Annotated in this window: 28 protein-coding genes and 1 pseudogene; 16 read left to right on the forward strand and 13 right to left on the reverse strand. The window is 37.3% G+C overall.

Features of this window, described 5'->3' with window-relative positions; translation table 11 throughout:
* Positions 1-60: 60 nt before the first annotated feature.
* Positions 61-1,827 (forward strand): ABC transporter ATP-binding protein, encoded by a 1,767-nt coding sequence (locus FRX51_RS00360; protein ID WP_146494847.1) that lies wholly within the window; start codon positions 61-63, stop codon positions 1,825-1,827.
* Positions 1,817-3,562, forward strand: a complete 1,746-nt coding sequence (locus tag FRX51_RS00365; RefSeq protein WP_146494849.1) for an ABC transporter ATP-binding protein — start codon at positions 1,817-1,819, stop codon at positions 3,560-3,562. The genes FRX51_RS00360 and FRX51_RS00365 overlap by 11 nt, the downstream gene beginning before the upstream one ends.
* Positions 3,563-3,601: 39 nt before the next feature.
* On the opposite strand, the gene FRX51_RS00370 is transcribed toward FRX51_RS00365, so the two are convergent.
* Both FRX51_RS00370 and FRX51_RS00375 read right to left on the reverse strand, forming a co-directional pair.
* Positions 3,602-4,633, reverse strand: a complete 1,032-nt coding sequence (locus FRX51_RS00370; RefSeq protein ID WP_146494851.1) for a branched-chain amino acid aminotransferase — start codon at positions 4,631-4,633, stop codon at positions 3,602-3,604.
* 20 nt (positions 4,634-4,653) lie between these two features.
* Positions 4,654-5,775, reverse strand: a complete 1,122-nt coding sequence (locus tag FRX51_RS00375) for a PTS sugar transporter subunit IIC (protein ID WP_146494853.1) — start codon at positions 5,773-5,775, stop codon at positions 4,654-4,656.
* Between the two features lie 437 nt (positions 5,776-6,212).
* Here FRX51_RS00375 and FRX51_RS00380 point away from each other — a divergent pair, with 437 nt between their 5' ends.
* The 7 genes from FRX51_RS00380 to trmD all read left to right on the forward strand — a co-directional run bounded on the left by FRX51_RS00380 (position 6,213) and on the right by trmD (position 10,379).
* The gene (locus FRX51_RS00380; RefSeq protein WP_146459838.1) at positions 6,213-6,854 is read left to right on the forward strand and encodes an amino acid ABC transporter permease; all 642 of its coding nucleotides are present in this window, start codon (positions 6,213-6,215) and stop codon (positions 6,852-6,854) included.
* Positions 6,855-6,863: 9 nt separating this feature from the next.
* A complete protein-coding gene (locus FRX51_RS00385; protein ID WP_146459840.1) occupies positions 6,864-7,493 on the forward strand; it encodes an amino acid ABC transporter ATP-binding protein in 630 nt (209 codons plus the stop codon).
* 15 nt (positions 7,494-7,508) lie between these two features.
* Positions 7,509-8,345 (forward strand): amino acid ABC transporter substrate-binding protein, encoded by an 837-nt coding sequence (locus tag FRX51_RS00390; protein ID WP_146494855.1) that lies wholly within the window; start codon positions 7,509-7,511, stop codon positions 8,343-8,345.
* A 175-nt stretch (positions 8,346-8,520) separates the two neighbouring features.
* Positions 8,521-8,793, forward strand: coding sequence for a 30S ribosomal protein S16 (gene rpsP, locus FRX51_RS00395; RefSeq protein WP_146459844.1), 273 nt, complete (start codon positions 8,521-8,523; stop codon positions 8,791-8,793).
* Positions 8,794-8,803: 10 nt separating this feature from the next.
* A complete protein-coding gene (locus tag FRX51_RS00400) occupies positions 8,804-9,049 on the forward strand; it encodes a KH domain-containing protein (protein ID WP_146494857.1) in 246 nt (81 codons plus the stop codon).
* 99 nt (positions 9,050-9,148) lie between these two features.
* Positions 9,149-9,667 carry a ribosome maturation factor RimM gene (gene rimM, locus FRX51_RS00405; RefSeq protein ID WP_146494859.1) on the forward strand — a complete coding sequence of 173 codons (519 nt, stop codon included), beginning with the start codon at positions 9,149-9,151 and terminating at the stop codon, positions 9,665-9,667.
* Positions 9,657-10,379: a tRNA (guanosine(37)-N1)-methyltransferase TrmD gene (gene trmD, locus FRX51_RS00410; protein ID WP_146495515.1), complete on the forward strand. Its 723-nt coding sequence runs from the start codon at positions 9,657-9,659 to the stop codon at positions 10,377-10,379. Before rimM ends, trmD begins: the two co-directional genes overlap by 11 nt.
* Positions 10,380-10,411: 32 nt before the next feature.
* On the opposite strand, the gene lctO is transcribed toward trmD, so the two are convergent.
* Positions 10,412-11,548 (reverse strand): L-lactate oxidase, encoded by a 1,137-nt coding sequence (gene lctO, locus FRX51_RS00415; protein WP_146494861.1) that lies wholly within the window; start codon positions 11,546-11,548, stop codon positions 10,412-10,414.
* Between the two features lie 193 nt (positions 11,549-11,741).
* On the opposite strand from lctO, the gene FRX51_RS00420 reads away from it, so the two are divergent.
* Positions 11,742-12,737 carry an NAD(P)/FAD-dependent oxidoreductase gene (locus FRX51_RS00420; RefSeq protein ID WP_146494863.1) on the forward strand — a complete coding sequence of 332 codons (996 nt, stop codon included), beginning with the start codon at positions 11,742-11,744 and terminating at the stop codon, positions 12,735-12,737.
* Between the two features lie 31 nt (positions 12,738-12,768).
* Here the strand turns inward: FRX51_RS00420 and dhaQ are convergent, their stop codons facing one another.
* Positions 12,769-13,758: a DhaKLM operon coactivator DhaQ gene (gene dhaQ / locus FRX51_RS00425; RefSeq protein ID WP_146494865.1), complete on the reverse strand. Its 990-nt coding sequence runs from the start codon at positions 13,756-13,758 to the stop codon at positions 12,769-12,771.
* Positions 13,759-13,767: 9 nt separating this feature from the next.
* Complete coding sequence (gene dhaS / locus FRX51_RS00430) at positions 13,768-14,295, reverse strand: dihydroxyacetone kinase transcriptional activator DhaS (RefSeq protein WP_146459853.1); 528 nt, start codon at positions 14,293-14,295, stop codon at positions 13,768-13,770.
* 169 nt (positions 14,296-14,464) lie between these two features.
* Here dhaS and dhaK point away from each other — a divergent pair, with 169 nt between their 5' ends.
* The 3 genes from dhaK to dhaM are packed head-to-tail and all read left to right on the forward strand — an operon-like array spanning position 14,465 to position 16,413.
* Positions 14,465-15,451, forward strand: coding sequence for a dihydroxyacetone kinase subunit DhaK (gene dhaK / locus FRX51_RS00435; protein WP_146494867.1), 987 nt, complete (start codon positions 14,465-14,467; stop codon positions 15,449-15,451).
* 13 nt (positions 15,452-15,464) lie between these two features.
* Positions 15,465-16,046 (forward strand): dihydroxyacetone kinase subunit DhaL, encoded by a 582-nt coding sequence (dhaL, locus tag FRX51_RS00440; protein WP_146494869.1) that lies wholly within the window; start codon positions 15,465-15,467, stop codon positions 16,044-16,046.
* Entirely contained in the window at positions 16,039-16,413 is a 375-nt protein-coding gene (gene dhaM / locus FRX51_RS00445; protein ID WP_146494871.1) for a dihydroxyacetone kinase phosphoryl donor subunit DhaM, read from the forward strand. The genes dhaL and dhaM overlap by 8 nt, the downstream gene beginning before the upstream one ends.
* A gap of 803 nt (positions 16,414-17,216) precedes the next feature.
* Here dhaM and mnmE read toward each other — a convergent pair.
* From mnmE to FRX51_RS00480, 7 genes and pseudogenes are all read right to left on the reverse strand, one after another.
* Positions 17,217-18,584, reverse strand: coding sequence for a tRNA uridine-5-carboxymethylaminomethyl(34) synthesis GTPase MnmE (gene mnmE, locus FRX51_RS00450; RefSeq protein ID WP_146494873.1), 1,368 nt, complete (start codon positions 18,582-18,584; stop codon positions 17,217-17,219).
* 66 nt (positions 18,585-18,650) lie between these two features.
* The gene (locus FRX51_RS00455) at positions 18,651-19,580 is read right to left on the reverse strand and encodes a site-specific integrase (RefSeq protein WP_146494875.1); all 930 of its coding nucleotides are present in this window, start codon (positions 19,578-19,580) and stop codon (positions 18,651-18,653) included.
* A gap of 255 nt (positions 19,581-19,835) precedes the next feature.
* On the reverse strand, positions 19,836-20,693 hold the full coding sequence (locus FRX51_RS00460; protein WP_146494877.1) for a DNA adenine methylase: 858 nt from the start codon (positions 20,691-20,693) through the stop codon (positions 19,836-19,838).
* A gap of 56 nt (positions 20,694-20,749) precedes the next feature.
* A complete protein-coding gene (locus FRX51_RS00465; protein WP_146494879.1) occupies positions 20,750-22,414 on the reverse strand; it encodes an AAA family ATPase in 1,665 nt (554 codons plus the stop codon).
* Positions 22,415-22,453: 39 nt separating this feature from the next.
* A pseudogene (locus FRX51_RS05835) lies at positions 22,454-22,615 on the reverse strand (S24 family peptidase); the annotation flags it as partial.
* 51 nt (positions 22,616-22,666) lie between these two features.
* Positions 22,667-23,662: a virulence RhuM family protein gene (locus FRX51_RS00475; RefSeq protein ID WP_146494881.1), complete on the reverse strand. Its 996-nt coding sequence runs from the start codon at positions 23,660-23,662 to the stop codon at positions 22,667-22,669.
* 33 nt (positions 23,663-23,695) lie between these two features.
* Positions 23,696-24,469 carry an XRE family transcriptional regulator gene (locus FRX51_RS00480; RefSeq protein ID WP_146494883.1) on the reverse strand — a complete coding sequence of 258 codons (774 nt, stop codon included), beginning with the start codon at positions 24,467-24,469 and terminating at the stop codon, positions 23,696-23,698.
* 509 nt (positions 24,470-24,978) lie between these two features.
* Between FRX51_RS00480 and FRX51_RS00485 the strand changes: the two genes are divergently transcribed.
* The 3 genes from FRX51_RS00485 (at position 24,979) to FRX51_RS05765 (ending at position 26,071) form a co-directional block, all read left to right on the forward strand.
* Positions 24,979-25,185, forward strand: coding sequence for an XRE family transcriptional regulator (locus FRX51_RS00485; protein ID WP_146494885.1), 207 nt, complete (start codon positions 24,979-24,981; stop codon positions 25,183-25,185).
* Positions 25,186-25,768: 583 nt separating this feature from the next.
* On the forward strand, positions 25,769-25,915 hold the full coding sequence (locus FRX51_RS05760; protein ID WP_186627059.1) for a hypothetical protein: 147 nt from the start codon (positions 25,769-25,771) through the stop codon (positions 25,913-25,915).
* A 15-nt stretch (positions 25,916-25,930) separates the two neighbouring features.
* Positions 25,931-26,071 carry a hypothetical protein gene (locus tag FRX51_RS05765; RefSeq protein ID WP_186627061.1) on the forward strand — a complete coding sequence of 47 codons (141 nt, stop codon included), beginning with the start codon at positions 25,931-25,933 and terminating at the stop codon, positions 26,069-26,071.
* Here FRX51_RS05765 and FRX51_RS00495 read toward each other — a convergent pair.
* Complete coding sequence (locus tag FRX51_RS00495) at positions 26,051-26,431, reverse strand: DUF2513 domain-containing protein (protein WP_146494889.1); 381 nt, start codon at positions 26,429-26,431, stop codon at positions 26,051-26,053. The genes FRX51_RS05765 and FRX51_RS00495 overlap by 21 nt on opposite strands.
* Positions 26,432-26,437 lie beyond the last annotated feature (6 nt).

Here is a 26,437-nt window from a genome sequence, read left to right on the forward strand (position 1 = left end):
GCTTTGGTGTATAATCAGTCAGTTATCTATTTTTATTTAGAAATGAAAAAAGGAGATACGATGAAAAGAAAGTTTTTTGAGACCAGTATCATTGGTCAGCTTTGGTGGTTTTTCAAGTTAGAAAAACGCCGCTACCTGATTGGGATTTTTTCCTTGAGTTTGGTATCTGTGATTAACTTGATTCCACCAATGGTGATGGGGCGAATTGTTGATCAGATTGCCAGTCGAAATTTGAGCCAACCAGCACTTTTGTGGCAATTGCTTTATTTGCTTTTAGCTGCTTTTGCGATGTATGGGCTACGCTATGTTTGGCGGATGTATATTTTAGGGACGTCGTATCGCTTGGGTCAAATCATGCGACAACGTTTATTTGAGCAATTTACCAAAATGGCGCCTAGCTTTTATCAGAAATATCGTACAGGTGACTTGATGGCTCATGCCACCAACGACATCAATGCCTTAACCAGACTTGCTGGTGGCGGTGTCATGTCAGCCGTGGATGCGTCTGTCACAGCCTTGGTTACCTTATTTACCATGTTTTTCAATATTTCTTGGCAAATGACCTTGATTGCTATCTTGCCGCTACCTTTTATGGCTTTTGCAACTAATCGTCTATCAAAAAAAATGCACGATAGTTTCAAATCAGCTAATGCAGCCTTTTCAGAACTAAATAATAGTGTTCAAGAAAGTGTGTCGGGGGTTAAAGTCACCAAATCTTTTGGTTATCAAGCAGCAGAATTTGAGAGTTTTCAAAAAATCAATCAGGACACGTTTGAAAAAAACATGACAGCCATGAAATATGATGTTCTTTTTGATCCCTTAGTCTTACTTTTTGTTGGTGCTACTTATGTCTTGACCCTTTTAGTTGGTAGTTTTATGGTTGCCCAACAAAAAGTTAGTATTGGTGATATGGTTACATTTATTACCTACTTGGACATGTTAGTCTGGCCACTAATGGCTATTGGTTTCTTATTTAATATGACGCAGAGAGGTAAGGTTTCTTATGAACGCATTCAAAAGCTCCTAGCTCAAGAGTCAGATGTGCAAGAAAGTGAGAAGCCGCAGGCACAAATCAAAAATGGCCGCTTGGAGTATGCTATTGCCCAATTTGCTTATGAAGAACAAAAAACCTTGTCAGATATTTACTTTACCTTGGAAAAAGGTCAAACACTAGGTTTAGTTGGGCAAACAGGTTCAGGCAAGTCTAGTTTGATTAAAGCCTTGTTGCGCGAATTTGATATCACGGATGGTGAAATTAAATTGGCAGGGCATAACATTAAAGACTATCGTTTGACAGATTTACGTTCTTTGATTGGTTATGTGCCACAAGATCAATTCTTGTTTGCCATGTCTATTGTCGATAATATTCGTTTTGCTAATCCAGACTTGAGTTTGGCTCAAGTTGAAGCTATTACTAAGTTGACTCATGTCCATGAGGATATTCAAGCCATGCCTGAAGGATTTGATACCTTACTTGGTGAAAAAGGTGTTTCCTTATCTGGTGGGCAACGTCAACGAGTTGCCATGAGTCGAGCAATGATTTTGGATCCGGACATTTTGATTTTGGATGATTCTTTGTCGGCGGTTGACGCTAAGACAGAGCACGCCATTATTGATAACCTAAAACAATCTCGTACAGGAAAAACAACTATCATCTCAGCCCATCGTTTGAGTGCGGTTGTTCATGCTGATTTAATCTTAGTTATGCAAGATGGTCAAATTATTGAGCGAGGTCGTCACGAAGACCTCTTAGCCCAAGGAGGTTGGTATGCAGAAACCTATGCGAGTCAACAGCTTGATTTAGAAGGAGGTAGCGATGACTTCTAAAAGCCAACAATGGCAGACCTTTAAAAGACTTTTATCTTATTTAAAACCTTATAAGTTGCTAACGTTTTTTGCTTTGTTATTACTTTTGATGACCACTATTGTTAAAAACGTGATTCCCTTGGTGGCTTCTAATTTTATTGATCATTTTTTAGGTAATCTTAATCAAACAGCCATGCTGATTTTAGTGAGTTACTATGGTCTTTATCTTTTACAGACGCTTTTGCAGTACCTTGGTAATCTGTTATTTGCCAAAGTTTCTTTCAGTATTGTAAGAGACATTCGCCGTGACGCTTTTGCTAATATGGAAAAATTAGGCATGTCTTACTTTGATCAAACGCCAGCAGGAGCTATTGTATCAAGAATTACCAATGATACTGAAGCTATCAGTGAGATGTTTTCAGGGATTTTAGCTAATTTTGTTTCAGCTATTTTTATCTTTGTTGTGACCTTTTATACCATGCTGGGCCTCAATCCTAGTTTGACACTCTTGGTGTCGATGCTTTTACCTTGTATCTTTATTTTAGTAACTCTTTATCGTAAATTGTCAGAACCTGTCATCTCGAAAACTAGAAGTCTTTTGAGTGACATCAACAGCAAGTTATCTGAAAGCATTGAAGGAATTAGCATTATTCAAGCCTTTCGCCAAGAAGAGCGTCTGCGTCAAGAGTTCTCAGACATAAACCAGGAACATATGACCTATGCTAATCGTTCAATGGCGCTAGATAGTTTATTTTTACGTCCAGCCATGTCATTGTTAAAATTATTGGCTTATGCCTTGCTTATGCTCTATTTTGGTTTAAGTTGGCAAGAATCTGGCGTGACGGCAGGTTTGATTTATGCTTTTATTCAGTATGTTAATCGTCTTTTTGATCCCTTGATTGAAGTGACCCAAAACTTTTCAACGCTACAAACGTCAATGGTAGCAGCTGGTCGTGTTTTTGCCCTCATTGACCGTAAAGATTACGAACCCAGCCAATCAGCTAATGGGCCAATTATTACCCAAGGTGATATTGAGTTTAAGGATGTTAGTTTCTCTTATGATGGTAAGAATCAAATCTTGGATAAGGTGTCTTTCCGTGTGAAAAAAGGTGAAACCATTGCCTTTGTTGGTAGTACTGGTTCAGGTAAATCATCAATTATCAATGTCCTCATGCGCTTTTATGATTTCCAATCTGGTCAAGTCTTGATAGATGGTCGTGACATCAGAACCTACGATCAAGCAACCTTACGCCAAACGATTGGTTTGGTCTTGCAAGATCCCTTCTTGTACCATGGCACAATTAAGTCGAATATTAAAATGTACCAAGATTTGACAGATGAAGACGTTAAAGCCGCAGCGAAATTTGTTGATGCTGACCAGTTCATTCAAAAACTTCCCAAAGGTTATGATGACCCTGTGACTGAGCGTGGTTCGACCTTTTCAACAGGACAACGGCAACTACTAGCTTTTGCACGAACAGTAGCTAGCCAACCGAAGATTCTCATTTTAGATGAAGCGACAGCTAATATTGACTCTGAAACAGAGCAAACTGTTCAAAAATCTTTGGAAAAAATGAGACAGGGCCGTACGACCATTGCGATTGCCCATCGTTTATCAACCATTCAAGATGCTAATTGCATTTACGTCTTAAACAAAGGTAAGATTATTGAGCAAGGGAGTCACCAAGAGCTTCTTGCTCTAGAAGGAACCTATCATCGCATGTATCAATTACAAGCAGGTATGATGGATAATTAAATAAAAAATCTTAGATCACAGGATCTAAGATTTTTTGCTTTAGTCAACTTTGACAATCCAGCCTTCAGGAGCGTCCACATCGCCAAATTGGATGCCAGTTAATTCTTCGTAAAGACGACGAGTGACAGGTCCGACTTCTGTTTCACTATAAAAGACATGGAAGTCCTCACCTATTTGTAGGCCACCGATTGGTGAGATGACAGCAGCCGTTCCACAAGCACCGGCTTCAACAAAGCGATCGAGTTCTGCGACTGGCACATCTCCTTCAATGGCTTTAAGACCAAGACGATGCTCAGCTAGATAAAGCAGTGAATATTTGGTGATTGAAGGTAGGATTGACGGGCTGAGTGGCGTGACAAATTCATTGTCTTTGGTGATACCGAAGAAGTTGGCAGCCCCGACTTCTTCAATCTTGGTGTGTGTGGCAGGGTCAAGGTAAACGACATCAGAGAATTGACGTTCTTGAGCCAATTTTCCTGGTAGATAGCTGGCAGCATAGTTCCCTCCAACCTTTGCAGCACCAGTACCATTTGGAGCAGCACGGTCAAATTCAGTTGACACCAAGAAGTTAGTTGGGGTCAAGCCACCTTTGAAATAATTGCCAACAGGCATGGCAAAGACGCAGAAGATGTATTCAGGTGCGGGCTTGATGCCGATAACATCTCCGACACCAATCAAAAGCGGTCTAAGATATAAGGTGCCTCCTGAACCATAAGGTGGGACATAGTCGGCATTGGCTTTTACGACAGCTTTGACGGCATCAATAAACATGTCAGTAGGAACAGGAGGCATGAGCAAACGACGTGCTGAACGTTGCAGACGCTCGGCATTCATATCAGGTCTAAAGAGTTGAAGTGAACCGTCTTTGGTACGATAAGCCTTCATGCCTTCAAAGGCTTGTTGACCATAGTGAAGGCAGGGAGAACATTCAGAGATGTTAAATTCAGCATCTTCTGTAAGTTCTCCTTGTTGCCAAGCACCATCTTTGTAACGTGCTACATAGCGGTAAGGTAATTTCATATAGGCAAAGCCAAGATTGTTCCAGTCTAATTGTGAAGCAGGTGTTGTCATAAGATAAATCTCCTTGATTGTTATTTTGTTTCAAACTTAAAGACTTCTGCAGAATAAAGTTTTAGTAATTTAGTGTAAACAAAGCGAGTGGCGATAGCGATAGCCAAAGGTAATAAAATCCAAACTACTGGTGCTAGGACAGGTGATAGTCCACCATTGATTGAGGCAAATAAACCGGTTAAACCGACAAGACCAAATCCAGCACTAGCAGGTGTTCCTGTGATATTAAAGAGAGGAACAAGTAGTGAGCAAAGGGCTGCTGTCGTGACGATATTGACATAAACGATAGGATTTTTGAAAACATTTGGCATCATCATTTTCATCGAAGCAAGGGCAACAGCGATTGTAACTCCAGGTTTATTAACAGTGAAAGAATGAACGACTAAGACCATCGTAGTTGCGGCCACTCCCATGGCAGAAGCACCAGCAGAGATACCAGTCAATCCAACGGCTAAACCGATTGCGACCGTTGAGATAGGTGAGACGATAAGGATAGCAAAAGAGATACAGATTAACATACTCATCAAGTAGGGTTGGAGTTCTGTAAAGTTTTGGATAAGAACTCCGATTTGAGTGGTGATGCCTTTGACATGTGGAAGAGTGTAAAGACCAACTGTGGCTACCAAGGCAGATAAGATTGGTAAAAAGATGATATTGAGTGAGCCCAATTTGTCGCCAAGAGCAAGAAGAAGGGCAACAGTCAAGCTAGCCACTAACATGGCATTGATGATGTCACCAGTTCCAGCGGTAAAGAAAGAACCAGCTAGTGTTGTGGCAGTTTGGATGACTTCCTCACTTGCCTTACTATCTTGAAGTTGGCTCAATAATCCAGCTGCGACGGCTGATTTACTAGTTACTCCAGAACCAACATAGGTGGCAGCAGCAACGACACCGACCTTCAGCCCATCAAATCCGAATTGAAGCGCAATTAAGGCACCCATTAAGGCAGGGATAGTGGCTTGGAAAAGAACGTTGGCTGAATGCCAAGTAGCTACAAAGCTGTTGCCTTGAAATAAGCTACTGGTTAAAAGAACAGCCAAGATGGCATTTGGAATAAGGCCGACGATTACGGCGATAGCAGTTCCGTTAAGAACTTTATTTAGAAATTGACCGACAGAAAGAGTTGATTTTGTTGCTGTCATAACAGTTTCCTTTCATTTGATAAAAAATTCACTATTAAATTTTGATAATAGAAAAGCCAGTAGCTACAAAGTGAGTAGCTACTGGCTTTATCATACAAGTGTACAGAAAAAAGCGTTGCTATCCACTACTGATATAAACGTGTTCAACCATAATAATAAGAATAATAGCGACAACTAGCAGCATCATAGCAAGCTCCTTTCTAAAATTTGTTATTATCAAAATTTAATATATATTGTATTTTAGCAAAAACTTTTCAGAATGACAAGAGTTTTTTGAAAAATCAATTAAGTTTTTCAAGAAATCATCAGATTAGTATGAAAATTGTACAGAAAAAAATGTATTTCAAAATCAGTTGACGAGCCTCAATAAAAGATTTACTTTACAAAGTTTGGATTATTTTGGTAAAATAGTAGAGATTATCACTGAAGGAGAAAAGATGTCTTATCTATTTGAAGTTTTGCCCAGTTTATTAAAGGGGGCTTTAGTAACTTTGCAAATTTTTGTGCTAGTGTTAGTTCTCTCCGTTCCTTTAGGAGCGATACTAGCTTTTGTGATGAAACTGAAAATTAAGTTTCTTAACTGGTTATTGACCATCTATATTTGGATCATGCGAGGAACCCCCTTGCTCTTGCAATTGATTTTCATCTATTATGTTTTGCCAAATGTTGGCATTACACTTGATCGGATGCCAGCAGCTATTTTAGCCTTCACATTGAATTATGCTGCTTATTTTGCAGAGATATTTCGTGGTGGTATTGAAAGTATTCCTCAGGGTCAGTATGAGGCGGCTCAAGTACTTAAGCTTAGTCAGTTACAAACTATTCGTTATGTCATTTTGCCACAGGTGACCAAGGTGGTTTTACCAAGTGTGTTTAATGAAGTCATTACTTTAGTTAAAGATTCGGCCTTAGTTTATACCTTAGGTGTAGGTGATCTGCTTTTGGCGAGTAGGACGGCAGCTAACCGTGATGCCAGTTTAGTACCGATGTTTATTGCGGGTGCTATTTACCTGATTGTCATTGGTGGATTGACCTTGGTGTCTAAACAAGTTGAAAAGAAATATAACTATTACAAATAGGGAGACATCATGTTAGTGTTAAAACAAATTGCCAAGCGTTTTGGCAGTAAACAAATTTTTGAGAATTTTGACTTAACCATTGAAAAAGGAAAAACCTTGGCTATTGTTGGTCAATCTGGTGGAGGAAAGACCACTTTGCTTCGCATGTTAGCTGGTTTAGAAAGTATTGATAGTGGACAGATTTTCCATAATGGAAAAGAAGTAGGGCGAGATTATTTCACTAAAAATCAATTGCTAGGTTTTGTGTTTCAAGATTTTCAATTATTTCCACATTTGACCGTTTTAGATAACCTAATCTTATCACCTGTTAAGACTCAAGGCATGTCTAGGGCAGCTGCGGAAACAAAGGCATTAGAGCTGTTAGAGCGTCTTGGTCTCTCTAATCAAGTTAAGAACTACCCTCATGCCTTATCTGGTGGTCAAAAACAACGGGTAGCCCTAGCCCGAGCCATGATGATTGATCCAGAAATTATTGGTTATGATGAGCCAACTTCAGCTCTTGATCCTGAATTACGTCGTGAGGTGGAACAATTGATTTTGCAAAATAAGCAAACCGGCATCACTCAGTTAATCATTACGCATGATTTAGACTTTGCTCAGCATATTGCTGATGATATTGTGAAAGTTTATCCCAAATAGAAAGAAAATGAGAACATGAAAAAACTCCTTGCAATAATAACTTTAGGTTTGAGCTTTCTTTTAGTAGCTTGTCAAACTAAAAATAGTACAAACTCAGCCATATCTACGGATCAATGGGCACGTTATGAAAAAGAAAAAACCATTACAATTGGGTTTGATAACACCTTTGTTCCAATGGGCTTTGAAGATGAGTCAGGTCAGAATGTTGGCTTTGATATTGATTTGGCTAATGCCTTGTTTGAATCTTATGGTATTCAGGTTAAATGGCAGGCAATTAACTGGGATCTAAAAGAAACTGAATTAACCAATGGTAAGATTGATTTAATTTGGAATGGTTATTCCATGACGGATGAACGTGCGAAGAAAGTACTGTTTACCAATCCTTATATGAATAACGAACAAGTCTTGGTAACTAAGAAGTCATCTAAAATTAACTCTTTTGCTGAGATGAAAGATAAGGTTTTAGGTGTACAGGCAGGCTCTTCTGGTTACGATGCCTTCCAAAATAATCCACAAGTCTTAAAAGATTTGGTCAAAGATCAAGATGCAACCCAGTATAGTACCTTTACAGAAGCCTTGATTGACTTGAAAAATGACCGTATTGATGGGCTATTGATTGATCGTGTTTACGCTAATTACTACTTGCAAAAAGAAGGGCAACTAGATCAATATAACATTATTACTAGTGAATATAGTGGTGAAGATTTTGCAGTAGGTGCTCGTCAAGCAGATAAGACTTTAGTTGATAAAATCAACCAAGGTTTCAAGGATCTTTATCAATCAGGTGAATTCCAGAAAATATCAGATAAGTGGTTCGGTGAAGACATTGCTACTGAGCAAGTAAAAAATTAGTCAATTTAATATTTCTTAAGCTATCTTCTAAATTTTTAGAAGGTAGCTTTTCTGATAATAAAACTAAAAGGGTGTCAAGTTTTTTTCTTGACACCCTTTTTTACTTGTGTTATACTGTTTTAGGTAAGGGGAAGTTTCCCTTAAATAATAAAGAAATAGAAAAGAGATTTTACACATGGCAGTAAAAATTCGTTTGACTCGTATGGGTTCAAAGAAAAAACCTTTTTATCGTATTAACGTAGCAGATTCACGTGCACCACGTGATGGTCGTTTCATCGAAACAGTTGGAACTTACAACCCACTTGTAGAAGAAAATCAAGTTAGCCTTAAAGAAGAGCGTGTTCTTGATTGGTTGTCAAAAGGTGCTCAACCATCTGATACAGTACGTAACCTATTTTCAAAAGCTGGCGTGATGAAGAAATTCCACGAACAAAAATTTTCTAAATAATTCTTAGCCTATGGACACGATTGAAAATCTTATTATTGCGATTGTGAAACCTCTGATTTCACAACCAGATAAACTTGTTATCAAAATACAGGATACTCCCGAATTTTTGGAATACCATCTTGATTTGGATGCCCAAGATATTGGTCGTATTATCGGTAGAAAGGGGCGAACGATTTCTGCAATAAGATCGATTGTCTATTCCGTGCCAATTCAAGGTAAGAAAGTTCGTCTAGTGATTGATGAAAAAATAAATTAAAACAGCTCTAGTGAGCTGTTTTTTCTTGGTTAGACTGGTCTTTTTAAGCATATCATGATAGAATAAAAAGACAATAGTTTACAGATATTAGGAGATGGCATGAATTATTTTAACGTTGGAAAAATTGTTAACACACAAGGTTTACAAGGTGAACTAAGGGTTTTGAGTGTGACTGATTTTGCAGATGAACGTTTCAAAAAAGGAAGTCAGTTAGCTCTTTTTGATGCCAATGATCACTTGGTTAAAACCGTGGAAATTGCTAGTCATCGTAAACATAAAAATTTTGACATTGTTAAATTCAAAGACCATTATCACATCAATGAAGTGGAAAAATATAAGGAACATTTTCTTAAAATTGCCGAAGAAGATTTGACCGATTTGGAAGATGACGAATTCTACTACCATGAAATCATTGGTCTTGACGTCTATGAACAAGACAATTACATTGGTGAAATCAAAGAAATTTTACAACCAGGAGCCAATGATGTCTGGGTGGTGAAGCGTCAAGGCAAACGTGACTTGTTATTACCTTATATTCCATCAGTGATTCTTGAGGTGGATTTGGCGTCAGGTAGAGTAGCTGTTGAATTGTTAGAGGGTTTAGATGATGAAGATTGATATCTTAAGCCTTTTTCCAGAAATGTTTTCGCCTTTAGAGCATTCTATTGTTGGCAAGGCGAGAGATAAGGGACTGGTCAGAGTGACCTATCATAATTTTAGAAATTATGCTGAAAAAGCACGCCATGTGGACGATGAGCCTTATGGTGGTGGTCAAGGGATGTTATTAAGGGCACAGCCGATTTTTGACGCTTTTAATGCCATTGACAAAAAAAATCCACGAGTGATTTTGTTGGATCCTGCCGGTCGTTCCTTTGATCAAACTTACGCTGAAGAATTAGCCCAAGAAGAAGAATTGATTTTTATTTGTGGCCATTATGAAGGTTATGACGAAAGAATAAAGACCTTGGTGACAGATGAAATTTCTTTGGGAGATTTTGTTTTGACAGGAGGAGAATTGGCAGCCATGACCATTATTGATGCCACAGTTCGTTTGCTTCCATCAGTTATTGGTAAAGAGGTTAGTCATCAAGATGATAGTTTTTCATCTGGTTTATTGGAATATCCTCAATATACACGTCCTTATGATTATCAAGGTATGGTGGTTCCAGATGTGCTGATGAGTGGTCATCATGAAAATATCCGTCAATGGCGTCTGAAAGAATCATTAAGAAAAACTTATTTACGCCGTCCGGATTTGTTGGAAAATTATCAGCTGACAGCAGAAGAAAGTCAATTATTAGAAGACATAAAAAAAGAAACCTTTGAATAAAAGGTTTCTTTTTATGTTAGTTGTACTGAAAATTAGTAAAGTTTAAGTGGAGCTGCTTCAGAAGGTAGTGGAGATGGGTATGGATTGTGACGAAGTGTTGTATTCTTAACATCTTCGATAGTTTGTTTACCAGCCAATTGCATAACCATCTTCAATTCATCTGTCAATTTATCAAAGACTTGACGAACACCGACACTACCACCAAGTGCTAAACCATAGATAACAGGACGTCCTACAGCAACAAGATCAGCACCAGAAGCAAGAGCTTTGAAGACATGTTGTCCACGACGTACACCAGAGTCAAAGACGATTGGAACGCGTTTGTTAACAGCTTCCGCAACCTCTTGAAGTGAGTCAAATGTTGCAGGTCCACCATCCAATTGGCGACCAGCATGGTTAGTTACCCAGATACCAGAAGCACCAGCATCAAGAGCTAGTTTAACATCTTCTTTACATTGTGGGCCTTTAACATAAACTGGTAAGCCAGAGTATTCTGCGATAAACTCAACATCACGTGGTGATAGGGCTTGTTTCGCTGATTTGTAAATGAAGTCCATTGATTTACCAGCACCTTGTGGTAGGTATTCTTCAACGATTGGCATACCTACTGGGAAGACATAGCCGTTACGAGCATCTGTTTCACGGTTACCACCAACAGTAGCATCAGTAGTAAGAACAATAGCTTTACATCCTTCTGCTTTTACACGATCCATGATGTTACGGTTGATGCCGTCATCTTTACTCATGTAAAATTGGAACCAGTGTGGTGATCCGTTAAGAGCTTGTGAAATTTCTGGAAGGTCTGCTGAAGCATACGAACTTGTTGTATAAATAGTACCGTAGTCGCTAACACCTTTGGCACAAGCTACTTCACCTTGAACGTTAGCCAATTTTTGAGCCGCAACAGGTGGCATGATAATTGGAGAAGTTAACTTATCACCATCAAATACAGTGCTTGTGTCAGGATTTTCAACGCCACGTAAGGTTTCTGGAACGATCAACTTATGATTGAAGGCACGAATGTTTTCGTACAAAGTAAACGTATCCCCTGCACCACTAGCGATGTAACCAAAAGCACCTTTTGGAATAACGTGTTGTGCCATTTTTTCTAAATCATAAAGATTATAAAAAGTAATAGGGCCCTCAGCCGTGCTTGTATTGAAAGTCATACACTTTCCTCCTAATATAAATAAATTTGGTAACGCTTTCACGTTTATATTGTTATCTTATCACGAAAAAAACAGCCTGTCAACAGATTAGCTTATGGAATTTTCAAATTATTTTTTTCACAATTTTTCATTTAAGATGAGGCTTTGAATTTGTGTTATACTAGAGAAGTTGATAAAGAAATTGGAGATGATTATGAACGATAAGACGATTGTTGATATTACCATTGTTGGTGGTGGGCCAGTGGGTTTGTTTGCGGCTTTTTATGCTGGACTTCGAGGTTTACATGTTAAGATTATTGAGAGTTTGGCAGACCTAGGGGGTCAGCCAGCTATCCTTTATCCTGAAAAATTGATTTATGACATTCCTGCCTATCCAGCTATATCTGGTAAAGAGTTGGTAGATCAGTTGTTAGAACAATTGGAACGTTTCAAGGAAACAACTGAAATTTGCCTAAAAGAAGAAGTTAAGACTTTTAAGAAAGTTGGAGATTATTTTCTTATTGAAACAGATAAGGCACAACATCAATCTAGGGCTATTATTTTAGCTTGTGGCAATGGTGCCTTTGCTCCTCGTAAACTTGGTTTAGAAGGCGAAGAAAACTATGCTGAACAAAATCTCTACTATCATGTCAAGCATTTGGAAGATTTTGTTGATAAAGATGTGGTCATTTGCGGTGGTGGTGATTCGGCAGTTGATTGGGCTAATAGTCTGGCAGATTTGGCGAAATCAGTGACCTTGGTTCATCGTAGAGATGCCTTTAGAGCTCATGAACATAGCGTTGCTGCCTTGGAACAATCTAAGGTTGAGCGTTTAACACCTTATTTGCCTATTGAATTACTAGGTGACGGTCAACAACTTAAATCCTTGAGGGTTCAGAAAGTTAAGGGGGAAGAAGTCCTTGATTTGCCACTAGATGCCTTGATTGTCAGTTTTGGTTTTTCAACCTCAAATAAAAATTTGAAAAATTGGAATTTAGAGGCCAAACGCTCTAGTGTTTGTGTGTCACCCTTGTTTGAAACCAGCCAAGAGGGCATTTACGCTATTGGAGATGCTGCTAGTTATGATGGACGAGTGGATTTGATTGCAACAGGATTCGGTGAAGCCCCGATAGCCGTCAACCAAGCCATCAACTATATCTATCCTGATAGGGATAATCGAGTGGTTCATTCCACTTCTTTGATTAAATAAAAAGAACTGGAAGTTATTCCAGTTTTTTTATTTACCAAGCAAAGGCCTGCGTCGGTTCTTGTAGATGGGTTAACCAGTTTAACCGACTAATATGACAAAGGCTGACCGAAATTCCTGTCATATCAAGGCTAGTCATGTATTTACCAACCTTAACCAAAGGAATGTCCAAATCTTCGATTTCAAGTAGTTGTTTGATGTCGTTGAGAAAAATTCCCATTTCTAAATCGGTAGTCGTGCCAAGATTGTTAACCAACAGGATAAATTGATCATGTGGATTCCAATGAAAATGCAATTTCAGTTTGTTGATGATTTCAATAGCTAATTTTTCAGAGGATTCAAAAGGGACGATACGATAACCCTCTTCGCCATGAATGCCACTACCATAAGAAATCAATTCTTTTTCTAAATCAAATAAGGGAAGGGCAGCTCGTGGTTTGGTTGATGATTTGGTCGCAAAGCCAATGGTGGCAATTTTTGTTGCCAATTCAAAACCTTCTTGTTCCAATTGTTCTAATGTTGCTCCTTGATGTGCCATACTGCCTAAGATTTTATGGAGTAAAACTGTGCCGGCCAGTCCTCTCCCTCGAATTTGAAAGGGATGATTGGGAATAATAGAAATATCATCATGTGAAAGAATGTATCTGACAGCATGCCCATCAGCCTTAGCTTTTTGAATGGCCTGTTTAAAAGCGAGGCAATCAGCTTCAAAATTTTTGATAATGACAAATACGCCATGTCCTTTGTCAAGGAATCGAATGGCTTGATAAATGTCTTTGGCACTTGGCGGTGTAAAGATAGGACCATAGATAGCAGCCGTCAGCATACCTTGTCCAACAAAGCCGATATGCGCAGGTTCGTGCCCAGTTCCTCCACCTGATAGAATAGGAACAGTTTTGTCATCATGATTTTTGTGATAAATCAAAGGCAGATTAGGGTGTTTTTCCAAGTGTGGATAAAGACTTAAACAACCGGCCAAGTAGTCGGAAATAATATTTTCCTTATGATTATGAATAAAGGGCATAATAATCTCCTAATCTATCGCACAAATTTCACTAATTAAGTAGTCTGGTTTGGGCAAGGCTTGTTTGTGATGAAGAAAGTCCTTGATGGTTTGAGCTAGAGCATGACTATGGTAATGTTGATGAAAATCTAAAAACTGCGGGTCAGCCATTTTTGCTGATGTGGCATATTCTTTAATAATTTTTGTCACCAAAATCTGACAGTAGCCGACAAAATAGTCGTAAAAATTATTTTGCCCTCTGCTATCAAAGAGTTGAAGATAAAAATAGCGTTCCTGTTCAAAATATAAAAAGAGTTCCATCAACAGTTGACGCCCAGAAATGAAGTCTAGGTTATCAGTAATACGTTCTTGCAATTCACTTTCAAAAATCCAGTCCATTAGCTGATACTTATCTACAAAATGATTGTAGAAAGTTTGACGTCTAATCTTGGCCAGTTTCATAATATCAACAACAGAAATGGTTTGGAAATCCTGAGTAGCCAAGAGATTTTTGAAGGCTTTAGCAATACGTTTTTTGGTAATCAAAGATGATGTCATGGCAAACCTCCCAAAAGACTTAGTTTAATCTTAACAAAATTTGAACGAAAAGCTAGTCTAAAAAGATTAAAAGGGACAAATTAAAAAAATTGTCCCTTATCTTATGACCTTGAAATGAGTATAATGAAAGTGTTAATACATGATTATTTATGCTAAGGAGGAATTTATCATGAAAAAAATTATCAATCAGCCTACAGATGTTGTTAATGAGATGATTGAAGGGATTGGTTTTGTCCATTCTGATTTGTTGGAGCGTTTAGATGGTTATGATGTGCTGGTGCGTAAGGCAGAGAAAAAAGGACGGGTTGGTCTTATTTCTGGTGGTGGTTCAGGTCACGAGCCGTCTCATGCTGGTTTTGTTGGAGAAGGGATGTTATCTGCTGCGGTCTGTGGAGCGGTCTTTACGTCACCAACGCCAGACCAAATTTTAGAAGCGATTAAGGCTGCTGATGAGGGTGCGGGTGTTTTCATGGTTATCAAAAACTATTCTGGTGACATCATGAATTTTGAAATGGCACAAGAATTGGCAGAATTAGAAGGTATTGAAGTGGCTAGCGTTGTTGTTGATGACGATGTGGCAGTAGAAGATAGTTTATATACTCAAGGACGTCGAGGGGTAGCGGGTACCTTATTTGTTCATAAAATTTTGGGACATGCTGCTCGTGAAGGCAAATCTTTGTCTGACATTAAGGCTTTGGCTGATGAATTGGTTAAAAATATTAAAACGATTGGTTTGGCCTTATCAGGTGCCACAGTACCAGAAGTTGGTAAACCAGGCTTTGTTCTTGCGGATGATGAGTTTGAATATGGCGTAGGGATTCATGGCGAACCAGGTTATCGTAAAGAAAAAATGCAACCTTCTAAAGAATTAGCTAAGGAATTGGTGGATAAGCTCTTGGTCGATTTTGAAGTGACAGAAGATCAAGCATTTGCCCTTTTAATCAATGGCTTAGGAGCGACTCCTTTGATGGAACAATATGTGTTTGCTAATGATGTTGCTAATCTTTTAGCCGATAAAGGCATTAAAGTGGTTTATAAGAAACTAGGGAATTATATGACGGCCATTGATATGGCAGGCTTATCTTTGACCTTGATGAAATTAGAAGCTGACTGGTTAGAAGCCTTGAACAGTCCAGTTAATACACCAGCTTGGTAGAAAGGGGTAGTGGATGAAAGTAGCAGAAGCATTAGCTTGGATGACTCGTTTTAATGAAAAGATTCAAGAGAACAAGGATTACTTGAGTGAATTAGACACTCCGATTGGGGATGGAGATCATGGGGGAAATATGGCGCGTGGGATGGCTGCCGTCATGGAATCTCTAAATCAAAATGAATTTACCAATACAGGTGAGGTGTTTAAGACCGTTGGCATGCAATTGTTGAGTAAAGTTGGTGGAGCTTCAGGTCCTCTTTATGGTTCAGCATTTATTGGCATGAGTAAAGCTAGTGATGAAGACCAGTTAGTCACATTGTTAACATCAGGCCTTGAGATGATTGTCAAAAGAGGAAAAGCGAGTCTGGGTGAAAAGACCATGATTGATGTGTGGCAACCGACGATTGAAGCGTTAAAAATGGGCGATTTAAGTGTCGAGAAAGTTTATGCTTATGCAGAGCAAACAAAAGAATTAGTCGCAACCAAGGGGCGTGCCTCTTACTTGGGTGAACGTTCTGTGGGTCATCTTGACCCCGGTTCCTATTCGTCAGCCTTGCTATTTGATTCGCTTTTAGAAGTGGTGGTGGCTAATGGCTGATTTGGGTATTGTACTGGTTTCTCATTCTAAGGACTTGGCTCAAGGTGTGGTTAATCTCATTAACCAAGTAGCAAAAGATGTGCCTGTGACCTATGTTGGTGGCTTGCTTGATGGTAGTATCGGTACCAGTTTTGAACAAATTGAAGCGATTGTGGCAGACAATCCTTGCTCGCAACTTTTAGCTTTTTATGATTTAGGTTCAGCTCGGATGAATTTAGAAATGGTCGCAGATTTATCAGATAAGACCTTGCTTATTCAAGATGTGCCAGTTTTGGAAGGAACCTATGCTGCAGCAGCACTTTTACAAGCTGGAGTTGGTTTAGAAGACATTCTTGAACAACTAAAAGATTTGATAATCGTAAAATAAACGCAGCAAAAAAGACGATTCTATTTAGGAATCGTCTTTTAATTGATATCATTTTGACTATTGATTAAAGCATACATAATCAGCGGTAGCTGTGTTTGTGTTCATACTAACGATTCCTTTACTCCTTTTAATAGTCTTATTATACTATAAAAGAGTTTTTCTTGACAAATCAGAGAAAAACATTGAGTAAGTTAATTTTCTTCGGAGTGGTTCTCATCCTAGCGATGAGCAACTCAACTTTAAATCGGGCAAATAAGAAAAACCTTGTGATGAGCTCAATTCTTTTTGGAGTTGTCATCATCACAGTTGTGATAAGGTGTGCCCAAAATGGGCGAAGTAGGAGAATCTTGTGATGAGCTCAATTCTTTTTGGAGTTGTCATCATCACAGTTGTGATGAGGTGTGCCCAAAATGGGCGAAGTAGGAGAATCTTGTGATGAGCTCAATTCTTTTTGGAGTTGTCATCATCACAGTTGTGATGAGGTGTGCCCAAAATGGGCGAAGTAGGAGAATCTTGTGATGAGCTCAATTTTTTTTGGAATTGTCGTCGTCACAGTTATGAGGAGGTTTGCCCAAAATGGGCAAGGAAGAAAAACCTTGTGATGAGTCTATTTCCTTTTGGTGTTATGACCATTATAATTGTGGAGGGATTGATTTGATAGTTATTTTTATTTCTAACAACTGTAAAATAACATTTGTTTAAGTTAGGATTAAGCTAGCTGGCTTATACTATAGTCATCCTAAAACTTTTCTTTTTATAAATCTCCTAAAAAACGAGAGTCACTCAGTGATTCTCGTTTTTTTTTATTTACCAAGACAGAACTGACTAAAGAGTTGAGTGATGAGTTCATCTGGTGCAGCGTCTCCAGTGATTTGCCCTAAAATTTCCCAAGTGCGAGTGAGATCAATTTGCAGTAAATCAACTGGCATACCAAGTTCTAAACCTTGATTGACTGCTTGTAAACTATCCACAGCCTGTTCAATTAGACTGATATGACGGGTATTGGACAGGTAGGTGGCATCTTGTTCAACAATACCTGCATTGTCAAAGAAGAGTTGGTTGATACGCTCTTCAATCAAATCAATATTTTCTTTGGTTAAGACAGAAATGCTTAACACATCATCTGGTAATTGTTCTTTTTCGATAGCTTGGGGTAGATCGGTCTTGTTGAGAAGAATGATACGATTGCTACCTTGGCTGAGTTCAAGAAGTTGACGGTCTTGTGGAGTTAGTTTTTCAGAGCTATTTAAGACCAAAAGCACTAAGTCAGCTTCTTTGAGGGCTTTTTTAGAACGCTCCACACCGATTTGCTCAACCACATCATCGGTTTCACGAATCCCTGCCGTATCAATGAGTTTCAGTGGTACCCCATTGATATTGACATATTCTTCAATGACGTCACGAGTGGTTCCTTCAATATCAGTGACAATGGCCTTGTCTTCTCGCAGCAGAGTATTGAGTAGGCTAGATTTACCTACATTTGGTCGGCCAATAATCGCAGTCGATAAGCCTTCACGCAAGATCTTGCCACGTTTGGCTGTTTTGAGCAGGTTGGTCAGCAGCTTTTCGAATTCTTGAGTTTTTTCTTGTAAGAGAGCCGTGGTCATTTCTTCAACATCATCGTATTCAGGATAGTCGATATTAACTTCCACCTGAGCCAGCGTATTCAGGATTTCTTGGCGTGTATTATTGATCAAATCAGACAGTGAACCGTCTAATTGTTTGACCGCAATTGACATGGCCTTATCTGTCTTAGCTCGGATGAGATCCATGATTGCTTCAGCTTGTGTGAGGTCAATTCGACCATTGAGAAAGGCACGCTTGGTAAATTCACCTGGTTCGGCTAGACGAGCACCGTGGCGAATCAAGAGTTGCAAGATTTGGTTGGTCACTGCTAGACCGCCATGTGTATTGATTTCGATGACATCTTCACGAGTAAACGTTCTTGGTGCTCGCATCAGACTGAGCATGACTTCATCGATGATTTGGTTGTTTTCTACGATATGGCCATAGTTGATGGTATGAGAAGTGACCTGTTTTAAGTCCTTCCCCTTAAAGACCTTGCTAGCGATTGTAATGGCATCTGTGCCAGACAAACGGACGATTCCGATAGCCCCTTCCCCCAAGGGAGTAGCAATGGCAGCGATGGTATCAAATTCTTTTGTTATCATAATATGTTTAAATTATCCTTGATTTTATAGTGTTTCTGTTGTTTTACGCCCCAAATCCGACCCAAATTATTGAAAGAGTTGACGAATGGTGTGGAAATCTTTTTCTTTTTTATCTTCTAAGAGATGGGCATAGGTTTGGAGTGTGACAGTCAGATCTTTATGGCCAATAACCTTGGAAATGGTTATTAACTCGACTCCTTGGCTAATGAGATAGCTTGTATAAGTATGACGGAGTGAGTGAACATGTACGTTTCTTCCAACAATTTTCTTAATAACACGATTAAGCCAAACTTGGTTGGGTTCAAGAAAGACACGGTCAAGATCGTTTGCCTGCCAACGATTGCTCTTGTAATCATGTAAGAGTTGGGAGGTCGTTTCATCAATGGGAATCGTACGCATTGATTGGGGATTTTTGGTTGGCATAAATCCTGATTGGTCATAGATGTCCCATGTTTTGTTAATATTTATTATACCATTTTCTAAGTCGATATCTGCCCAAGTTAATCCTAAACTTTCAGAAACGCGTAATCCTGTGACGGCAATAAGGTAGAGTTGTATGTAGCGATGGTTTGTAATATTTTCTTTGAGATGCTGAAGTAGCCTCTGGTATTCATCTAATTCAAGAAATTTTTCATCCAATGGTTTGGCTTTTTTATCGGCAGTAATAATAGCTAAATCAGTAAAATTGTAGGAGATTAGTTGGTCTGCTAGGGCATATTTGACACAAGAACGTAAACGATGGTGAATAATTCGTATTGTACCATGATAGTAGTGTTTGCCTAAAGTATTGAGAAATTGTTGATAAGTAGATGTCGTGATGGCAGTCAATTTAGTTTGACCAAAATGTTGTTCAACAATCCTAAAGGTTTGTTCATAATTTCGCCAAGTGCCTTTGGCAAGATTTCTTTTTTTGAAAGTATTTGCCCAGTTTTTTAAGTAATTGATAAAGCTGATGTTGGAGTCGATGCTGACAGTTTGAGTGAGCTGTCTTTCCATTTCAATAGCAGCTGCCGTGGCAAGTGCTTTGGTACGAAAACCGGATTTGGACTTTTACTTGTATTTGCCATCAGGTGTTTTATAACTGATACGGTATTCCCAGCCATTGTCACGCTTTCTAAAGTATGCCATTGCTATTTACCTCATTTCTTGATAAAATGGGTATAGTAAAAAGGGCTTTTTAATGCCTTTTACTATACAAGGACGTTTCCCTGCACTCAAAATTTGGCGATGGAGAGTGTGGGGATGTTTTTATTATTGGACTATTTTTAAATATTGTCTATTTATAGGAAAAATTAGTTCTGGAGAATAAAAGATATATTCTATTCCTTTACTAGGTTTAGTTACTGAATAATTAAGATAATATTTTTCATGTTGATATTCATTATACATTTTAAAAATTTCATCAGTGAGATCATATGTAAGAATCCATATTTTATCTTTCATATAATGTTTAATAGTTTTGGCCAAACTTAAATGATTTCCGTGATTATAGAAATTAGTATATAGCCCTGGGCCTTTAGCATAGTATGGGGGATCAAAAAATGTAAAAGAATTTTTTGTTTTAGAAATATTTAATCGAATAAATTTTTCAGCATCCATGTTATAAAGTTTGATTTGCTTTCTCATAGAGGCTATTAAGTTAATCTTTTCTATAATTTTTTCTTTATTAAAACGGCAATCCAGTTTATAGTTGCCATTCTGCTTTTGGCCACCGATTACTCCAGCTTTAATGATTCCTGAACGATTGGTTCGGTTGAGAAATAAAGTTGAGAATCCTAAAGATAATAGATCATCGCAATTTTCCTTGTTTTGTTGGATTTCTTTTTGGATTTTCCATTCTTCAATAGTAATAGGAGTAGTTTCAATTTTTTCAATTAGTTTGTCAGTATAATTTAAGACAGAAAACCAGAAAGCGTAAATAGATTTATCGAAATCATTTACCATAATTTTTTTGACATGATTATTTAAAAGTAATTTTAAAGCAATTCCCATTCCTCCCATGTAAGGCTCTATATAAGTATCACATTGATTACTAATAACCAATTCTTTTACAAAATCATAAATTTGGCTTTTGCCGCCAGGATATCTTAGTGGGCTAATGTTTTTCATTTCTTATCCCTCCTCTCTTATCATTTTATCTTTTTTTGTAAATGATGCCCAGTATTTTATTTTATAGTTGGAATTCCATGTTCTTCACATATCTCATTGATTTTATCTTTCATAGCATTTTGAAAATCACCATAAATTTTGGGGTGCTTTTTAATCATACACTTTATATATTTATTTATATCCCTTGGAGGGACTGAATTATACCAATTTTTGTAATAATCGATTTTTTCCTTTTCAATATTTTGAGGTTCTAAACGAATCTTATAGGTAGAAAATTTTTGTTTAAACATTTCTTTTGATAGTTTGATTTCTGTAAAGAAATTGTCATCATCGGGAAGACTAAGAATATAGTTAACTATCTCTTTTTCAAGAGGCAGTTTTTTATTTGTAAGTGATGGGAGATATAAAATTTTATCATACTTTGTTTTACCAATCTTGTCAGAAGAGATATCTGCATCAAAAATGATTAATGCTTTGGTATCCGATAATAAATTTGCCCCATTTATTGCAAGAGATTTTAACGATTTCCAACTACTGCCTGTTTCTCCTGTAACATTAGGTATAAATTCACAACGCTTTCTTATTTCTGTCCTTAATAATATTTGTTTCATGTATTTTTCTGCAACTGTATCTTCGCAAAGTATGTTAATTTTAATAGGAGTTACAGTTTCTTCAGACGTTAGTGTAAGCTCTTCTTTTGTAAATTTAAAGCCTGGATTGCTATAAATTTCTAGATTTTTTGAAAAACGTTTTGTTATAAAGTTAATGCGTATTGAATTATTTTCAATACAATCTTGCATCTTCATAACTTCTTTAATAAGATATAATGAATGTGTATTTAATAAAATTTGAACGTTATATTTTCTGGACCAATCAAATAAAAAATTAAATAAATTTAATTGAGCAATCGGATGTAAACTAGCTTCAAATTCATCAATTGATAGTAAGCCTGTTAATCCTTTTTCGTTTTTGTTCTTTTTTTGTTTATGAATTCTCATAAAAGATATCATTATCTTGATAAAATAACTAAGATTGTCTTCTCCTGAGGAAATAGAAGAAATATCGTACATTGCCTCTGGACCAGGACCTATTGGATTTTTATTTATTTTATCATTTTTAGTCTTATATGTTTGGAATGTAGTGAAATCAGTTTTACCAAATATTGTTTCGTAAAAATGTGTTATGAACTCTTTCTCATCGGATGTGTATTGAATGTTTAATTTAGAAAGCTCCTTATCATCAATTTCTACCAGAGGGAACAGTCTTTTCAAATTAATATATACAGATGGAAGATTAAAAAAACCATCTCCTTTTTGACGACCACTTGGCACAAGTCGAAATCTATTGCCTTGTCTGTACATTTTTACAGGCTCTACTAGATATTCTGTCTGTTTATTATAAAAGATATTCATTTTTATATCATAATTATATATTTCGGTATCTTTAGATAAAGACAGTTTAAAAACTTCGCTAAAAGCAGTCTTCATTATCTTTTCAGTTATGTCTTCATAATCTGTTTCGAAGGGGTGGGCAATTAACCCCATGATTGTAGATTTCATTGTACCATTTCTGCCAGAGACAACTGTAATATGTTTTCCTAAAGTAAATTCTTGATTTTCGAGTAATCTAAAATTTTTAATGCTGATTCCATGTACAGATTCAATAATAATGTTTTTGTTATCGTTAATATTTAATTCTTTTTTTCTTTTGAAATTATCCATGATATATATCCTTTAACTTATTTTTCTAAGACTAATTTCCTACCTCTCCACTGGTGTAAAATGTCCAACAATCTTACCGATGATGCGTGGTTCTTCTTCCCATGCAGCGAATTTGTCGGCGTATTTTTTATTGAGAGACACTAAACGTAAGCCTTTTTCTTCTTTATAGGCTTTTTTGATGTAGGTTTGTCCGTCCCATTCGATGATATGAATAAATCTCTTTTTAAGTTGATATTATATCTAGTAAAATTGTTATTTATCTGTCAGTCGTTTTAAGGTTTTTTCAAAATCTGAGTTTATTTTTTGGGTCTTGTTAAAAAGCTGATATTCTGCTTTGGCTTTATCTTTGGCTGTTTTACTGGTAATTTTTCCGTGGTCTTCTAAAATATTGTATTCTTGGAAGGCAAGAAAACGGTCAATGCTGTCAGCCAGTTGTTGCATAGTTTGGGCTTTTCGTTGTTCTATTTGGCGTTCCAGGTAATCAAAATAGCTAGATATGCTTCGTTCTAGTGATTTGATTTCTTTTTCTGTCAGGTAATTCTTGGCTATTAGGGTGTCTGCTTGTAAAATGCGACCGTCTGGGGAATTTTTCCAAGTAGTTAGTCCCATGTTATCCTTGGTATGGTCTGCTTTTGTGTAGATAATTTCGGCAGCAGTTTTCCCAGTGATGGCATAATGGAACTTATTCTGAATAGTAGTGTAAAATTGTTTGGTCAGTTGGCTGTCTGGGTCATAGTCTATTGATATTTCAGCGAAAATATCGGTAATTTGTAACCAAATACGGCGTTCGCTGGCTCGAATAGAGCGGACTCGTTCTAGCAGTTCGCGGAAGTAGTCTTTTTCTAGTATGTTTTCGCCTTGTTTTAGGCGGTCGTCGTCCATAGCAAAGCCTTTTATCATATACTCACGCAGAACAGCGGTAGCCCACTGTCTAAAGCGTGTCGCTTTTTTTGAGTTAACACGATAGCCAACGGAAATAATAACATCAAGGTTATAGTAGCTTATTTCTCTATTAACTAAGCGTGTTCCTTCTTGTTGAACATTTCGGAATTTCCGAAGAGTTGCTTTTTCTGATAGTTCGTTAGTATCGTAAATATTTTTAAGATGCTCGTTGATTGTTGACAAGCCAACATCAAACAGTCTAGCCATTTCTTTCTGACTGGCCCAAATAGTATCGTCACTGACAATGATATTGGCTGTTTCTTGTTCTTGGTCGGTTGTATAAACTAAAAATTGTAATTCTTTCATAGGTTTCTTTCTAAGTCAATGTCACGCTTAAGATTAGTGACTGACTGGTGTATCTGACCCAACGACTAAGAATACTTTAATGTGTGTATCTTCAGATGGTGGAAAGTCAACCCACTTATCAGGATAATCAGGATTGATAGAGACTAAACGTAAGCCCCCGTCTTCTGTGTAAACTTTCTTGATAAAGGTTTGATCATCAACGACAATGGCACAGACTTGACCGTTATAATGACTGAAACCAGCATCGCGTAAATAGACAATATCACCGTCTTCATAATCTGGTAACATACTATCACCACTGACAAGACTTGCTATATCATGGCGTGGCGGTTCGTTTTCAACGTACTCTTTATTTTGGTCGTAATCATCAAAAGAATAACCATAGCCTGCTGCAAGTTTAGTTGTCGTGATAACTTCATAAAGTTCAACAGGATCATTATCTTCTTCAATAAGATTAGCTTGTTCTCTCAATTGCTCTTCTAGTTGCTCTGTAGCGACGTCTAGGACGATTTCTTGGCGTTCAGGGTGTAATCGTGTCACTGTTTCAGTAATCGCCGTGACAAGCTCGCTAGGGGCTTGTGCGGGGGTGTCGGTGGTTATAGCACCAAACATCATAATAGCTGGTTCAACGTTAAAAAAATTGGCAATTTCTTCGATTTCTTGAATTTTTGGAGAACGTGTTCCTTTTTCCCATTTTGATATTGTTGATTTTGTCTTGCCAATCTTGTCAGCTAATTGTTCCATAGTTAGATTGTTAGCAGTTCTATATTCTTTTACCATAGCAGGAAAAGCTATCTGAGTTTCCATAACAAAGCTCCTTTTATCGTATTACTTGTTTTCATTATATAGCTGTGTTTTCTTTTTGTCAACAAACATGATAATATTTTCTTTTCAAAAAAGTTGACTTTTTTAACACAAAAGAGTTAACAAAAAGGAAACAAAGGTTTATAATAGAGTTGTAAGGTTGAGATAGACCTTAACAAAAAAAGAAAGGAGCAAGGGTTATGAAAAAACGAAGGCAACATAAAAAAGAAAAGCTCTCAACAAGTGATATAGCAACGATAGTCTTGGCAGTCATCGAAGTTATAAGACTTATAAGAGAACTTTTCATAAATAGCCAGTAAGTAAATCAACCGCCCCAGCAAAGAGCTGGGGGCTAGTTTACTACTATTTAAAGTTTATCATAACCCTTGGAGAATAGCAAGATGACTGAAAAGCAAAGAACAATATTGTTAATTATTACAGCTATATTAAGCATCATCAATCTTCTTCTTAGTATTTTCAAGTAGTCATACTTGTAGAAAGGAGGACGATCAATGGAAAAAACAGAATTTGAAAAACTTCTAGATAATAGTGGTATGAAGCGACAAGTTATTGCTCAAAAAATGGGATTAACTCGTACAGGATTTTATAGAAAACAGAGCAAGCCAAAAGAACGATTTGACGGTAATGAAATGCTAGTACTTGCTGGAATTTTAGGAGTAGAGCCTAAAGTGGTTTTTGAAGCCATTTTAGTTTCCTAAAAAAGTTGACATAAATAACACATTCCTACAAAATCCTTGATATACTACATATATCAAAAGTAATATGTTTCTCTTGACAAAACATATTACTTATAACTAATGGAAAGGAGAATTATGGCGAAGAAGGAAAACAAAACGCTCTTTAATTCAATAAGGAACATTGAAATTGATTTAGAGCGACATGATGTATTGCTGACTGCAAGACATCAATCATCCATCAGAAAAGTCTATTGTTACGATTGCTCTTGATATGGATGCTGATAGACCATTTCCGTTAAACGATTTTAACGTACTTCAAACGTGGTTGTCTCATAATTCTGATGGCTTATCCTTACGGGACATTGCAATAAAAAAGCGTTTAGGTGAGCCGTTCTATCAAGACCTTCAAAAAAACTGTTGTGAACAGTAAAAGTGGTCTCGCCCATTGCTACTGTACGATGATATTCGTCAAGCAGTACTTTGACAGAAGCTTCAAGTTGATGGTCGATCATATTTTTTCTCTCCTTTCTGTAATAATAGGCTCATTATAGCATAAGGAGATGAGAGGTATCTGTAAAAAAGTTGGAAAGAAAGGGGAATATAAATGGACGATAAAGAAAGCATGACAGTGTTTAATTTTAGGTTGCCTAGGTCTTTGTTGGCTAGGTTACATGCAGAAAGTGCCAAGCGTGGTATTACGACGGCAGGCTATATCCGTATGGCAATTTTGGATTATATGGGGAAAATTTAGAAAGGAGGGGAGAAGATGGATGAGATAAAAATCCAAAATGGACAGATTTACTTGAACGGAAAAGAGTTGGTTACTCTAACAGAATTTGAAATAAAAAGCACAGCTGATAATGGTTATGCAGAAGTGACATTGACTTTACTTGCCAAATTGGTTTGATATGAGATTTGAAATAACTTGAGTAGCAATGTCTTTAATAGCGTTAAGAGATGTCGAACCAACAGAGTAGGCAATATCTTTTGTCTTGTTCCAATTTGTATCTTTTCGAATATTAGCAAGAAATTCGTGACCAGCTGGTGAAAGGTCTTTGATGATGCAGCCTTCTGCTACAAATTTAGTATTTCCTAGAAAAAATCCATTTTCATGGCATTGTCTAATATGATAGAGTACTTCATTTGGAGAATGATTTGGGAATACTTGGAAATTTTGGGGATTGGTGTATTCCACAAAGTTACCGTAAATGGCACGTTTCTCAACATCTAAGAGAATTTGTCTTACACAGTCTGGATTTAATTTCATAATAAT

Origin of the sequence: Streptococcus sp. sy010, assembly GCF_007859175.1 — a bacterium.
In the GTDB taxonomy this organism is placed as follows: domain Bacteria; phylum Bacillota; class Bacilli; order Lactobacillales; family Streptococcaceae; genus Streptococcus.